Source organism: Flavobacterium sp. 1 (assembly GCF_002797935.1).
Taxonomy (GTDB): Bacteria; Bacteroidota; Bacteroidia; order Flavobacteriales; family Flavobacteriaceae; genus Flavobacterium.
In genome coordinates, this window is record NZ_PGER01000001.1 from 1630968 (window position 1) to 1644450 (window position 13483).

General features: G+C 33.8%; 13 protein-coding genes and 1 pseudogene. 12 read left to right on the plus strand and 2 right to left on the minus strand.

All coding sequences use genetic code 11. The annotated features are described in order from the left end of the window. Positions 1-138: 138 nt before the first annotated feature. From CLU83_RS06585 to CLU83_RS06610, 6 genes and pseudogenes are all read left to right on the plus strand, one after another. Positions 139-462: a transposase gene (locus CLU83_RS06585; RefSeq protein ID WP_157802018.1), complete on the plus strand. Its 324-nt coding sequence runs from the start codon at positions 139-141 to the stop codon at positions 460-462. 189 nt (positions 463-651) lie between these two features. Continuing rightward, positions 652-900 (plus strand): hypothetical protein, encoded by a 249-nt coding sequence (locus tag CLU83_RS06590; RefSeq protein ID WP_100430870.1) that lies wholly within the window; start codon positions 652-654, stop codon positions 898-900. Positions 901-1064: 164 nt separating this feature from the next. Next, entirely contained in the window at positions 1065-1241 is a 177-nt protein-coding gene (locus CLU83_RS06595; RefSeq protein WP_100430871.1) for a histone H1, read from the plus strand. A gap of 350 nt (positions 1242-1591) precedes the next feature. Further along, positions 1592-2015: pseudogene (locus tag CLU83_RS06600) on the plus strand (helix-turn-helix domain-containing protein); the annotation flags it as partial. Positions 2016-2112: 97 nt separating this feature from the next. Continuing rightward, positions 2113-2862 carry an SDR family oxidoreductase gene (locus CLU83_RS06605; protein WP_100433643.1) on the plus strand — a complete coding sequence of 250 codons (750 nt, stop codon included), beginning with the start codon at positions 2113-2115 and terminating at the stop codon, positions 2860-2862. A gap of 37 nt (positions 2863-2899) precedes the next feature. After that, entirely contained in the window at positions 2900-3817 is a 918-nt protein-coding gene (locus CLU83_RS06610; RefSeq protein WP_100430872.1) for an AraC family transcriptional regulator, read from the plus strand. Positions 3818-3858: 41 nt separating this feature from the next. Here CLU83_RS06610 and CLU83_RS06615 read toward each other — a convergent pair whose 3' ends face one another. Beyond that, positions 3859-4209 (minus strand): helix-turn-helix domain-containing protein, encoded by a 351-nt coding sequence (locus CLU83_RS06615; protein WP_100430873.1) that lies wholly within the window; start codon positions 4207-4209, stop codon positions 3859-3861. Between the two features lie 75 nt (positions 4210-4284). Here CLU83_RS06615 and CLU83_RS06620 point away from each other — a divergent pair, with 75 nt between their 5' ends. Together CLU83_RS06620 and CLU83_RS06625 are read left to right on the plus strand one after the other, a co-directional pair. Continuing rightward, positions 4285-5301, plus strand: coding sequence for a zinc-binding dehydrogenase (locus tag CLU83_RS06620; protein WP_100430874.1), 1017 nt, complete (start codon positions 4285-4287; stop codon positions 5299-5301). Between the two features lie 27 nt (positions 5302-5328). Further along, positions 5329-6051 (plus strand): SDR family oxidoreductase, encoded by a 723-nt coding sequence (locus CLU83_RS06625; protein WP_100430875.1) that lies wholly within the window; start codon positions 5329-5331, stop codon positions 6049-6051. A 1491-nt stretch (positions 6052-7542) separates the two neighbouring features. Here CLU83_RS06625 and glmM read toward each other — a convergent pair. After that, positions 7543-8931, minus strand: coding sequence for a phosphoglucosamine mutase (gene glmM, locus CLU83_RS06630; protein ID WP_100430876.1), 1389 nt, complete (start codon positions 8929-8931; stop codon positions 7543-7545). Between the two features lie 268 nt (positions 8932-9199). Between glmM and CLU83_RS06635 the strand changes: the two genes are divergently transcribed. From CLU83_RS06635 to CLU83_RS06650, 4 genes are all read left to right on the plus strand, one after another. Continuing rightward, positions 9200-9784, plus strand: a complete 585-nt coding sequence (locus CLU83_RS06635; protein WP_100430877.1) for an ACP phosphodiesterase — start codon at positions 9200-9202, stop codon at positions 9782-9784. Further along, positions 9781-11460, plus strand: coding sequence for a gamma-glutamyltransferase (ggt, locus tag CLU83_RS06640; protein ID WP_100430878.1), 1680 nt, complete (start codon positions 9781-9783; stop codon positions 11458-11460). Before CLU83_RS06635 ends, ggt begins: the two co-directional genes overlap by 4 nt. 50 nt (positions 11461-11510) lie before the next feature. Further along, complete coding sequence (locus tag CLU83_RS06645; protein WP_100430879.1) at positions 11511-12176, plus strand: DNA alkylation repair protein; 666 nt, start codon at positions 11511-11513, stop codon at positions 12174-12176. A 114-nt stretch (positions 12177-12290) separates the two neighbouring features. Further along, positions 12291-13451: a serine protease gene (locus CLU83_RS06650; RefSeq protein ID WP_100433644.1), complete on the plus strand. Its 1161-nt coding sequence runs from the start codon at positions 12291-12293 to the stop codon at positions 13449-13451. Positions 13452-13483 lie beyond the last annotated feature (32 nt).

Below are 13483 nucleotides of genomic sequence, written 5' to 3' on the forward strand. Positions count from 1 at the left end.
TAAAATAATCCTGATTTCATTCTGGAATACCTTTTCTGCCACAAAAAGCTAAGGCGATTTTGTAAAATACTGGAGAAGATTTTGAGTTAGATAACTTATGAGGACGTCAATTATGAAATAACTCAACACTTTATAAATTTGAAGAGAAAAAAATGGCCTCTGGAATTTAAAATCTGTGCGGTCACAATCAGTAATCAGTACAAAAGCGTACTCATCGTAGCCCAGGAGCTCGGCATCAGCAAAAACTGTCTCCAACTCCAACATTGGAAAAAACTTTATAAGGACGGAAAACTTACCCTCCAGAAAAATTCAGATTCAGACACAGGCCAGAAAGAATTACTAAGCTTTAAAAAAAAAAATCAAGGAGATTCAGCTGGAACGGGATATTTTGGAAAAAGGAGGAGGGCTTCTTCTGCAGAAAAGACGGATGCGGTATCAGTTCATCAGAGAAAATACTGGTAAACTTCCCATTATCAAGATGTGCAAAATTTTCCATGTAAATACCAGCTGCTATTACAGATGGCTGAAAGGACTTCCAAACAGCAGAACTGAACGTAAAATATTTATCACATTAGATATTGTAAGAATTTATCTTCTATTTTTGGCTCCCTAATTTAAAACGTCGCCTGGAACTTTTATATCCAGGTAGTCATGGAAGATGCAAGATCACTTAACTTTTTTTTGGATTCACTGATCCTAAAAATCAATGAATATAAGACTGAGATTATGTACAGCGGGAAAACCCTAACTTCGCAAAAGGTTATGGATTGCAATAAACCCAAATATAAACATTACACTAACGAATCCTTGGCAGAGGAAGCAGGTTTTAGCAGTACACAATGCTTTGCCAATCCATTTTTAGCAAAAACGGGTATGCCTCTTTATTTATGGAAGAACTAAGAAAAAAGCAATCTTAATTGTATCAGCTCTTTACAAAAAACAGATTGACTTTTTCCACCAGATAAAATTAAATCTTCGCCCAATTACAGCAATTTTAACAACAAATCATCCCTGCCCTACCCATAAACTTCTATTTTTGCAGGCTAATTTAATACGAAAATATCATGAAAGATTTAGTAGCAAAAATCAATGCCGAATTCGAAACATTCAAAACAGAGTCTGAATCACTTATCGAGAAAGGAACTAAAGCAGCTGGACCAAGAGCGCGTAAATCAACCTTGGAACTGGAAAAACTTTTGAAAGAGTTCAGAAAAGTTTCTGTTGGAGAATCAAAAAAATAAGATTTCAATTTATAGCCCTTTCGAATCTGAAAGGGCTTTTTATTGAACTCACAATCAACTTCTAAAACACAACCCGCAAAGAAACATCCAAATCAAAAAATAGAGAATTGAATTGATCTGAGTATATTACATCTGCGGTATTTCGCAGATCATAGCCCGTAATGTTCTTTTGCGACAAGCGTTTTTTGGATCTAAATTAAGTTTTATTTTTGGATTTACTAAAACATCCCTAATACCAAAACGAACTTTTCATTAAGCCAATTGCCCAAATCCTTGTAGTAGCTGCCAGTAGTAGCTTTATAGGCTAATTCGTTATTATTCAGGTAAATATTTATTTGTCTTATCTTCTTCAACAAATCATAATTTTGCATATAGAAAGATTGCTCAACTATTCAGAACGGTATTACAATCGTCAGTTCATCACAAGAGAAAAACCCAATCATCAAATTCTGGAATGTTTAGAAAAAATAGTGAATGACTACTTTAATATTGATGATTTGATTTCAAAAGGTTTGCCTACAGTTCTAAACATTGCAGATCAATTAAACGTTTCACCAAAATATTTAAGCAGCTTACTGAAACTATTGATTGGACAAAGTACACAACAATACATACACGACAAGTTGATTGAAAAAGCCAAAGAAAAATTATCAACTACTAAATTGACCGTAAGCGAAATTGCTTATGAATTGGGATTCGAGCATCCGCAATCCTTCAGTAAATTATTTAAAAGTAGAAATGAGCCCTTTAGAATTTAGGGCGAGTTATAATTGATTTATTCTTACCAATTTAACTACGTAATTTACCAATTCGACTACATCGACCAAGAAATAACAGACGACTTTTGTATTTCATTATAAAAAAAATGAAAATGAAAACAATTGAAAAAAAACTTACAGGGAAAGTTGTGGTTATCACTGGAGCAAGTAGCGGAATTGGGGAAGCAATAGCAATAACACTTGCACGGCACGGGGCAAAAGTAGTGTTGGGTTCTCGTAGAAAAGAAAAATTGGAAATGCTTACAGATCAAATTAAAAAATCAGGCGGTGAAGCTGTATATTCTGTAACCGATGTTAAAAACAAAGAAGACTTGGCTCAATTAGTTCAAACTGCCGTTGCTACTTATGACAGACTAGATGTAATCATAAACAATGCGGGCATCGCACAACTTAACCGAATTGATGATTTGGATATTGAAGGTTGGGAAAATATGATTGATGTTAATCTGAAAGGTGTTTTGTACGGAATGGCTACTGTAATTCCTATTTTCAAACAACAAAAATCAGGACATATCATCAATATTATTTCGACATCTGGACTGAAAATTGCACCTATGCAAGGCGTATATGCAGGAACGAAGAATGCTGTAAGAACCATTACAGAAGCCTTTCGGCAGGAATCGAACGGGGATATTCGCATTACAGGTATTTCTCCTGGGTTTGTTAAAACCGAATTGGCAGACCATATTAAAAACGACCAAATGAAGTCTGCTATTCAAGAAAATATGGAGAAAATGGCAATAAGTCCAATAGCTGTTGCCAATGCCGTGGTCTATGCTATGGAACAACCTCAAGATGTAGAAATTGGAGATATAGTAATTCGCCCATCAGTACAAAATTAACGTTGCCGATAACCTATTGAAGCTATAATTATATAAAATGAAACAGAATAATTCAAGTCTATTGACTTTTAAAAGCATCTCGCAATTGATGAGATACCTCAATCAGCCTGCACCTTTGCATCCGCTTATTGCATTGGTAAATTATGATGATGTGGTATTAAACACATTTGAAAAAGGACAGAAGATTGCTATCGATTTTTATAAAATTTCATTCAAAACAAGTTTTAATGGACAAGTAAAATACGGGCAAGGATATTATGATTTTGAAGAAGGAGGTTTAGCATTTTTAAAACCAAAACAAATAGTTACTTCTCCCGAAAATGAGAGTAGTTACGAGGGCTATTCGCTTTATATTCATCCCGATTTTATACGAAATTATCCGTTAGCGCATATTATTAGTCAATACGGTTTTTTCTCGTATTCTGTTAAAGAGGCACTTTTTCTATCCAGCAAAGAAAAGCAAGTAATAAGCGACTTGTTTAAAGCCATTGCATCAGAACTTAATACCAATATTGACTCTTATAGTCAGAATGTATTGATAACTCAAATAGAATTGTTGCTCAATTACAGTAATCGCTTTTATAATCGGCAGTTTATAACCCGAAAGGCGGTAAATAAAGAAATTATTGTTCAATTAGATGAATTGTTGGACAAGTATTTTAGCAATGAAACTTCGGTAACGAAAGGTTTGCTAACGGTTCCATTTATTTCAGAACAATTAAATATTTCACAACGCTATTTAAGTGATATGCTGCGTTCCTTAATAGGGCAAAACACGCAACAATACATACACGGAAAATTAATCGAAAAAGCAAAAGAAAAACTTTCAACCACAAATTTATCCGTTAGCGAAATTGCTTATCAATTGGGCTTTGAACATTCGCAGTCATTCAGCAAGCTATTTAAAACGAAAACCAATCTTTCTCCTTTAGGATTTAGACAATCGTTTAATTGATGTACAAAAGTCTTTACTACCAACAAACACGAATAAACGAATCAAACATTATGCTTTAATGCCCATTGTTTCATTGACAATAAAACGGATCTCAATTCCTCACCACATTCCGTAAGACTGTATTCCACGTGAGGCGGAACAACGGGTTTTGCTTCGCGAATAATGAGTTCATCTGCTTCTAATTCTTTTAAATTCTGAATCAACATTTTTTCGGAAATAGCAGGAATCGCTTTTTTTATTTCTCCATAACGTTTAGTACCAGTAAGCAAAAAATTGATAATGAGTGGTTTCCAACGCCCACCAATTTTATGTAAGGTGAATGTAACAGGACATTTAGTAACAATTACTCGTTTGTTAATCTGGTTTGTAGAAGAAATTTTTATAGCAGTCATTATACCTACTTTAGGGTGTGTACTTGTATTAAAGAAAGTACAAATATACCTTTGTCTTCTAAATAAAAAAACAAAATGGAAAAATTAATGACGGCTATTTGCCTAACAAACAACAACAGTGTTAAACTGCAAGAAGTTTCAAAACCTGAAAACGCAGAAACAGGACATATAATAATAAAAATGGAGGCTTGCGGAATCAATGCAGGAGATACTGCTTTTATTAGTGGAGCTTTCCCTCCAGGATCTATACCACTAAGCCAACACAATATATGCGGTGTGTCAGGTGTGGGAACTGTTATTGCAGTTGGCGAGGGAGTTCCATCGGCATACAAAGGAAAGAAAGTTACCATTTATCGCTCCTTAAAATTTAGTGATAATAATATTGGTACTTGGTGCGAATACGCTCATTTACCCTATCAACATTGTGTTATCCTTCCAGATAATGCGGATATGGAGGACTATTCGGGTTCATTAGTAAATATAATTACACCTTATGCTTTCTTAAAACAAATTATCGAAGAAGAGCACAAAGGAATCATTTGCACAGCAGGAAATTCGGCAACTGGAATAGCAATGTTAGGCATTTGCATTGCCAATAACTTTCCGATAATTTCAATAGCAAGAACGCAAAATGCTAAAAAAGAATTGGAAGAATTGGGTGCAAAAAATATCATTATGCAAACAGATGATGATTTCAAACTACAATTAAAAGAATTGTCGCAACAATTAGCAACTACAGCAGTTTTTGATGGTGTTGGTGGTGAAATTTTAAATCAAATAATCGATGTGTTACCATTCAATTCTACGATTTATTCTTATGGTTATCTTGGTGGAAAAACACCTTTGACACTTCATACTAGCCTACTGATGAAAGGTATTACTATTAAAGGTTTTGGCAATTTCAGAACTAAAACAGTACAGAATACCGAACTTTTAGAAAAAGCATTAATTGATATTTCTGAAATTATCGGAATGCCACATTTTAAAACCAAAGTAGGGAAGAAATTTAGGTTTGAAGACATTAACGATGCGCTTGTTTATTCTTCAACAGCAGGTGGAAAAGCGGTACTATATCCATTTACAGTAGAATAATTTTTAAAACTTAAAAATCAAATAAAAATGAAATTATCAAACAATAAAATTTTAATTACAGGCGGAGCAAGTGGTATTGGCTTGGGATTAACTGAAAAATTTATTCAAGAAAATAATACGGTTATAATTTGTGGAAGACGTGAGGACATATTAAAAGATGTTGCTAACAAGTTTCCGTCTGTGATCACAAAAATATGTGATTTGTCAATTGAAACCGACAGAATCGAATTGTATAATTGGATTTCAGAAAATCATAATAACTTAAATGTACTGGTAAACAATGCAGGAATTCAAAATTGGATGAGCATTTCAGATAATGATTTTTACCAAAAGGCAAATAATGAAATCACCACTAATGTATTAGCTCCAATTCATTTGACAACACTTTTCTTAAATTTAAAATCAATGAATACTATTATTAATGTTACCTCTGGCTTGGCATTTGTTCAGTTTTCAAAAGTTCCTGTTTACTGTGCTACAAAAGCCTTTTTCCATTCCTTTACGATGTCTTTAAGATATATGTTAAAATCAAAAAATATTGAAGTAATCGAAATCATTCCGCCAGCTTTAAGTACAGATTTAGGAGGAATCGGTTTACACGATGGGCATCCATCTGTAGGCGATTTTGTGGAATCAGTATTCGAACAGTTGAAAGAAGGAAAGAGTGAACTAACCTTTGGGTTAAGCGATGTAATGGCAAATTCTAATCCACAAGAATTGAAAGAAACTTTTAATCGGATGAATCCATAAGTAAATATGTTTTGACATAGAGTTTCCAAAATCAATAAATAAAGTTTAGAATAATATGAATCTAAAAACTAGTATTATACTTTGCTTTCGAAGGATTTATGGCTTGAAATAGGTAATTATTAAGCAGACTGATTTATTTTTTCACTCCAGTAAGCCAAGAAGCTATTTAGAAGTTTGGAAAAAACGGTCAAACTGACCATCTCTTTCCTGTTTTAATTGACCAGTACAAATTAGTAATCAATATATTTTTAAATGCCCATTTATTGCATTTAAAATCAAAATATTAGAATTAAATTATCACTTATAAAATGCTTTAAAATTTAATGGTCACTACAAATTAGAATTAGATGATCAATGGCATCGGAATTTGCAGATTATGAGATTAATTGAATAAAAAAACTACAGCAAAAGTACTATATTAAGGTTTGAGTGTCTAAATATTTTTAAATAATTAAGGCTAAATTTTCGAATAAAAAACCTCCAAAATCAAATGACCTTGGAGGTTTGTAATTTTTGGCGTGCGATAAGGAGTTCGAACCACTGCTCTCATATAATTAAACAACTTAAAGAAGGTATTTAGAAATATTATAAAGTATTACAAAAATTGATACATTTGCACCAACCACTGGGTTAATGTGTTCTTAAAAAAGATATTCCCACAGATTGACAAAATGCTGTCATTCAATTGAAATAATGGATAAAGGTTTATTTGTTTTTATTTCATTTTATTTTATTTTGTTCAGATCGGTACCTTATTTGTACCTAAAGACCTGTAAACCTCAGTAAACACAGGGCTGTTAATTTCTGCATCGGAAAATCACACCAAAATTAAATGGGTTCGACTGTCGAACACCTAAAATCAATTTAAGAACAATATTTTTCACTTTAATCAGTTGAATTCCTCGAGGCTCTGCCTCGGGGTTACAGAGGAAAGTTTGAAAACCTTAGGTTTTCATAAAACTAAAAATTTACTTTCTTCCGATTGATACTTCGATGGCTCTGCCTCGGGGTAATTCATTGAGACGTATTTTGTGTAAAATCTTTCAAAAAGCAAACCGATTATTGATTTTCAAAAACAATTGAAGAAACCAAACATTAGTCACAAACAATTGAAAACAAATAGATTACATATTCTTTCCTAACCTATCTATGAACATTAATAATTAGGAATAAGCTGTTTGATAGTAATTCCCTAAAATCCAATGGGATAGAAAATCTAATATCCCATCTTAAACTACCTACCGACAACCCACTCAAGTTCTTCAAAGAAAAGTTACGAAATTTGCAAAAAAAATATCGCTTATCAGATGTTTTCTCAATGCAATAATTCCTTCTACAAGAAAAATTATTTCACAACTTTGTAAAATCTATTTAGTAAAATCATTCAACAATACTTGCCAGTCGCTTTAAATCATCCAAAAAAGAGTTCGAAAATTGTACAGGGAGGGCGACCAAGCATAAAAAAAACCGACTTTTGTCGGTTTTAAAGTTTTAAATTCCAGCAACAGCTTTTATTTCGTCAATAATCCGTAAAGCCAAATCATCTGCCAATTTCTGGCTTGATGCTTCGGTATAAATGCGGATAATAGGTTCAGTATTCGATTTTCTCAAATGTACCCAGTTATCAGCAAAGTCAATTTTAACTCCGTCTATTGTAGTGATATCTTCATTTTTATATTTTTCGGTCATAGCGACAAGAATCGCGTCAACATCAATTTGTGGCGTCAACTCTATTTTATTTTTGCTCATATAATATTCAGCATAGGAAGCACGCAAAGCCGAAACTGTCATTTTTTTGTTTGCCAAATGCGTCAGGAACAAAGCCACACCCACCATACTGTCACGCCCGTAATGCGATTCTGGATAAATGATTCCGCCATTACCTTCTCCGCCAATGATTGCATTATTTTTCTTCATCAATTCCACTACGTTCACTTCGCCTACTGCGCTGGCTTCGTAGCTTCCGTTATGTTTGTTAGTCACATCGCGCAAAGCACGGGATGATGACATATTCGAAACTGTATTTCCTGGAGTTTTACTCAAAACATAATCAGCACAAGCCACCAAAGTATATTCTTCGCCAAACATTTCGCCGTCTTCGCTAATGAATGCCAAACGATCCACATCTGGATCAACAACAACTCCCAAATCCGCTTTTTCTTTAACCACCAACTCTGAAATATCCGTTAAATGCTCTTTCAATGGCTCTGGATTGTGAGGAAAATGACCATTTGGTTCGCAGTATAATTTTACTACTTCAACGCCCATCAATTCTAATAATCTAGGGATAATAATTCCTCCAGATGAATTTACGCCATCCACAACAACTTTAAATTTAGCCGCTTTTACAGCATCAACATCAACCAATGGCAAGTTCAAGACTTCATCGATATGAATGTCCATATAAGCATCATTTATAGTGATTTCGCCCAAACTATCCACATCTGCAAAATCAAAAGCTTCGGCTTCGGCAATTTCAAGAATTTTTTCTCCGGCTGCTCCACTCAAGAACTCTCCTTTTTCATTCAACAATTTCAATGCATTCCATTGTTTTGGATTGTGAGAAGCGGTTAAAATGATTCCACCATCGGCTTTTTCCAAAGGAACAGCAACTTCAACAGTTGGTGTTGTCGATAAGCCCAAATCAATCACGTCAATTCCTAAACCGATAAGCGTATTGATAACTAAATTGTGAATCATAGGTCCCGAAATACGTGCATCACGGCCAACTACAACTGTTAATTTATCTTTTTTTGAATAGTTTTTAAGCCAAGTTCCATACGCCGAAGCAAATTTTACAGCATCGACCGGGGTTAAATTGTCGCCTACTTTTCCTCCTATTGTTCCTCGAATTCCGGATATTGATTTTATTAAAGTCATTGTGAATTATGATTTTTGATTAGCGATTTTTGATTGCAGATTTTCACTTTGCAATCTAAATTTTCGAATTATTTTATTTCTGACAAATATAAAAAAGTTTATGTCTTTATTAGGAAGTAAATTTTAAAAAGGTAATGAATTTTGAGTTGCTATTCTTTTAAAAAACGTTGATGATTTTTTTATATCTTTATCAAATGACGATCGACTACAAATATCTTCAGACTTGATTTTAAAATCAGAAATCGTTAATCTTTAATCTAAAATCCCAATGAACTTCCTTGCTCATATCTTTTTATCCGGAGACAATGATTTGATAAAAATCGGGAACTTTATGGCTGATGGCATTAGAGGAAAACAGTTTAAAACTTATCCATTGGAAATCCAAAAGGGAATTATTCTGCATCGTTTTATAGACACTTATACTGATTCTCATCCCATTTTCAGAAAGAGTACCAAACGGTTACACTACAACTACCATCATTATGCCGGTGTGATTATAGATGTGTTTTATGATCATTTTTTGGCTAAAAATTGGAATAATTATTCTAATGAAAGTCTGACAGATTTTACGAATCGTTTTTACCAATCTCTACATGATAATCATGATTTTTTATCGGAAAGAACCAAAGGAATGATGCCCTATATGATAGAGTTCAATTGGCTGGTAAGTTACCAAACTGTTGAAGGAATCAGCAGAATCCTTACCCAGATGGACAGCCGAACAAAAAATGAGTCTAAAATGCGGTTTTCATCTAATGAGCTGATTGAATACTATACCGAATTTGAACAAGAATTCACCACTTTTTTTGAAGATATTAGAATTGAATCCCGCCAGAAATTAGAGTTATTATGAAAAAAATAGCGTTGCTGTTCCTTCTTTTAAATACATATTGTTTTGCGCAAACCAAAGCGGTCACAGGGCTTATCGCAAACAAAGCCATGGTGGTTTCTGCACGTGAAGAAGCTTCTAAAATTGGTGTCGAAATTATGCAAAAAGGCGGAAATGCTTTTGATGCTATGGTTGCCACCGAATTGGCTTTGGCAGTGGCTTATCCTTATGCAGGAAACATAGGCGGTGGCGGATTTATGGTTTTTCGCAAAGCAAATGGAGAAGTTGGATGTCTTGATTACAGAGAAAAAGCACCTTTGGAAGCAACAAAAAATATGTTTCAAGACAAAGACGGAAATGTAATTAAGGGCATAAGTACCGAAACACCTTTGGCGATTGGAGTCCCAGGAACAATTGCTGGCATGTTTGCAGTTAATAAAAAATATGGCTCAATGCCCATGTCTGAAATTTTGAAACCTGTTATTGCATTAGCTGAAAAGGGAGTTATCGTTACCAAAAAACAAGAATGCACACTGGCTAATTATAAAGAAGCAATCATCAAAGCCAACGGAGAAAACACTAAATTTTCTACTGCGAGCAAAGAAAATGACACAGTCAAATATCCTGCTTTGGCCGAAACTTTCAGACGTATTGCTAAAAACGGAAGAGATGAATTTTACGAAGGACAAACAGCAAAAACATTAGTAAAATACCTTCAAGAAAAAGGCGGAATTATAACGATGAAAGATTTGGCTAAATATGAAGCCAAATGGAGAACTCCATTAACCTTTAATTACAAAGATTTAAAAGTCATTTCGATGTCACCACCAAGCAGTGGCGGTATTTGTCTGGCACAAATTTTAAAAATGATTGAGCCGTACGATCTTTCTAAAATGGGTCACAATTCTGCGGAATCCATTCAGGTTATTGTGGAAGCTGAACGTCGCGCTTATGCTGACAGAAGTTATTTTCTGGGTGATCCCGATTTTGTAAAAATACCCTTGAAAGCTTTGATGGCTGAAGATTATTTAAAACAGCGTATGTCAAGTTTTAATATAAATAAAGCTACTTTATCCTCTGAAATTAAGGAAGGAAAAGTAACTTATAATGAAAGCACTGAGACTACACATTACTCTATTGTTGACCCATTCGGGAATGCGGTCGCAGCGACTACGACCTTAAATGATGCGTATGGTTCCAAATATTATTGTGATGAATTAGGCTTTTTTTTAAACAATGAAATGGATGATTTTAGCGCCAAGCCCGGTGAACCCAATATGTTTGGTTTAGTTGGAAATGAAGCCAACAGTATTGCTCCGCAAAAAAGAATGCTGAGTTCCATGACGCCTACAATTGTTGAAAAAAACGGAAAATTATTCATGGTTGTCGGGTCACCTGGCGGTTCCACCATTATCACTTCGGTTTTGCAGACAATTCTCAATGTTTATGAATACAATTTAGGAATGCAGGAAGCGGTGAATGCCCCCAGATTTCATCATCAATGGCTACCAGACGTGATCACATTCGAACCCAATACTTTTGACACAAACACTTTTGTCAAATTAAAAACCAAAGGATATATCATCAATGAAAAAACAACTCCTGTAATTGGGAAAGTAGATGCGATTTTAATTTTGTCAGACGGAAAACTGGAAGGCGGAGCCGATTTTAGAGGTGATGACAAAGCGGTAGGATTTTAGAATTTAGATTTTTTTATTGATATTGCCATTGTTATTGATTTTTTATTACTATGAATTTTATTTCCTCTTTAGAAAAAGCATTTAAAGAAAACGGCAATGCTGAAAATGCTGTTGCCATGTCAAAATACATGAAAGATAACTTTTCTTTCTATGGAATAAAAACTGAGAAAAGAAGACGGATTTTTAAAACTGTTTGGGCTGAAAACCAAAAAGAAGTTTTTGAAAATACAAGAGAAACAGCCTCGTTATTATTTGCAAAAAAAGAAAGAGAACTGCATTATTGTGCATTAGAAATTTCAATAACAAACCTTAAAAATAATTATCATATAGACGACATTCGGTTTATAGAAATTCTAATAATCACAAACTCTTGGTGGGACAGTGTTGATGTTATTGCTAAATTTATTTTAGGACAATATTTACTGCAATTTCCTTTAGAAACCGATAATGTTATTTCTCGCTTCTCAAATTCAAATAATATGTGGCTTAATAGAAGCGCCATCCTTTTTCAGCTAAGCTATAAAGAAAGAACAAATTTTGACTTATTGAAATTGGTTTGTGATAAGCACAAAATGTCTACTGAATTTTTTATCCAAAAAGCAATTGGCTGGGCATTGCGGGAATATGCCAAAACAAATCCCGAAGCCGTAAAAGATTTTGTATCTGTTTCCAATCTAAAAAAATTAAGTAAAAAAGAAGCTTTGAAAAATTTATAGCGACATGACCTTTTTTAGGTGATTTTTTTGTTAATAATATTTTCAATTAAAATAAAATTGTTACTATTTAGTGCGTTTAGTTTTATTAAATTTGTTTCCAAAAAAAACAATAAAATGCTAAATAATCAGACTTCTGAAGGAACGAACGAAACAAGTAAATTGCAAAACAATAACAAATCCAAAAATAAAAAAATTGCATTAATCGCTGGCTTGATAATTGTACTCGGAATAATCATTATTCCCCGCGTTTGGGCTAAATTCAATAAAAAAGAAGTGGTTTGCCTCAATAATCAAACTCAAATTTATGAAAAATACAAAGATGCCGTAGTTCTTGTCAAACACACTTATGCATTACAAATTTCCATCAAGGGGTCCGAACCATTCCAGATTGAAGTTGACGACAATTCATTTGAAGAAAAAACAATTTCAGGAACAGGATTTTTCGTTTCAGAAGACGGAAAAATAGTTACCAATCATCACGTTGCCGAACCTTGGAAATATAACGAAACCAAAGATGATGATTTTAGCGAATTAAAAAATCATATAGCAACAGTTCTCCCAGATTCTATTGACAAAAAAGATTATAAAAGTTATCTTGAATCCCATTGGAATGATTATTATGGAGGTGAAGAAGAAGGAGATTATTCTGAAGAAGAAGAAATTCCTGCTAAAGAAGCTACTGTGGCAAATGTTGATTCCTCAAGCGTAAATAATGAAGTAAATGATTTGATATCAGAGAATAAATCAGAAGAAAAAGCGGTAACAAGCCAAATTGTATACACTAAATTAGAAGATATCAAAATCGTCCCTAAAACAGTTGAAGTAAGCATAGCTTTGCACGGTTCAAAAGATGATTGGCTGCAATGCAAAGTCATTAAAATAGCAGATAGTGATGAAGTTGATGTAGCCATTTTACAGCTTACAACTGAAAAATTACCTAATTCAGTAACTGATATTGTTGATTTGGATAATGCTGTGCAAGATGACTCCAGTATAAAACCAGGAACCAATGCAATTTTAATTGGCTACCCAATGGGGCTACAGCTGGCAAATACCCGCAGAGGAATAAAAGTGCAAGTTTATGAAGGCCAAATCAATAAGGAATCAGATGGTGTAAGTGTACAATATAACGTGACTTCAACCCATGGTGCCAGTGGTTCGCCAGTATTTAATGAATGCGGACAGCTTATCGCCATCAATTATGCCGGATATGATGAAGCGCAAGGGTATAATTTTGGAATAGTTGCAAAACATGCCATGTCATTAGTGGAATAATTCAGCCTTTTTAAAGCAAAAAACCTTATTTT

Bases quoted from the DNA above. Each gene is read 5' to 3' on its own strand.
- CLU83_RS06590 (WP_100430870.1), top strand. From the start codon at position 652: ATGGAAGATGCAAGATCACTTAACTTTTTTTTGGATTCACTGATCCTA.
- CLU83_RS06595 (WP_100430871.1), top strand. From the start codon at position 1,065: ATGAAAGATTTAGTAGCAAAAATCAATGCCGAATTCGAAACATTCAAA.
- CLU83_RS06605 (WP_100433643.1), top strand. From the start codon at position 2,113: ATGAAAACAATTGAAAAAAAACTTACAGGGAAAGTTGTGGTTATCACT.
- CLU83_RS06610 (WP_100430872.1), top strand. From the start codon at position 2,900: ATGAAACAGAATAATTCAAGTCTATTGACTTTTAAAAGCATCTCGCAA.
- CLU83_RS06615 (WP_100430873.1), bottom strand. From the start codon at position 4,209: ATGACTGCTATAAAAATTTCTTCTACAAACCAGATTAACAAACGAGTA.
- CLU83_RS06620 (WP_100430874.1), top strand. From the start codon at position 4,285: ATGGAAAAATTAATGACGGCTATTTGCCTAACAAACAACAACAGTGTT.
- CLU83_RS06625 (WP_100430875.1), top strand. From the start codon at position 5,329: ATGAAATTATCAAACAATAAAATTTTAATTACAGGCGGAGCAAGTGGT.
- glmM (WP_100430876.1), bottom strand. From the start codon at position 8,931: ATGACTTTAATAAAATCAATATCCGGAATTCGAGGAACAATAGGAGGA.
- CLU83_RS06635 (WP_100430877.1), top strand. From the start codon at position 9,200: ATGAACTTCCTTGCTCATATCTTTTTATCCGGAGACAATGATTTGATA.
- ggt (WP_100430878.1), top strand. From the start codon at position 9,781: ATGAAAAAAATAGCGTTGCTGTTCCTTCTTTTAAATACATATTGTTTT.
- CLU83_RS06645 (WP_100430879.1), top strand. From the start codon at position 11,511: ATGAATTTTATTTCCTCTTTAGAAAAAGCATTTAAAGAAAACGGCAAT.
- CLU83_RS06650 (WP_100433644.1), top strand. From the start codon at position 12,291: ATGCTAAATAATCAGACTTCTGAAGGAACGAACGAAACAAGTAAATTG.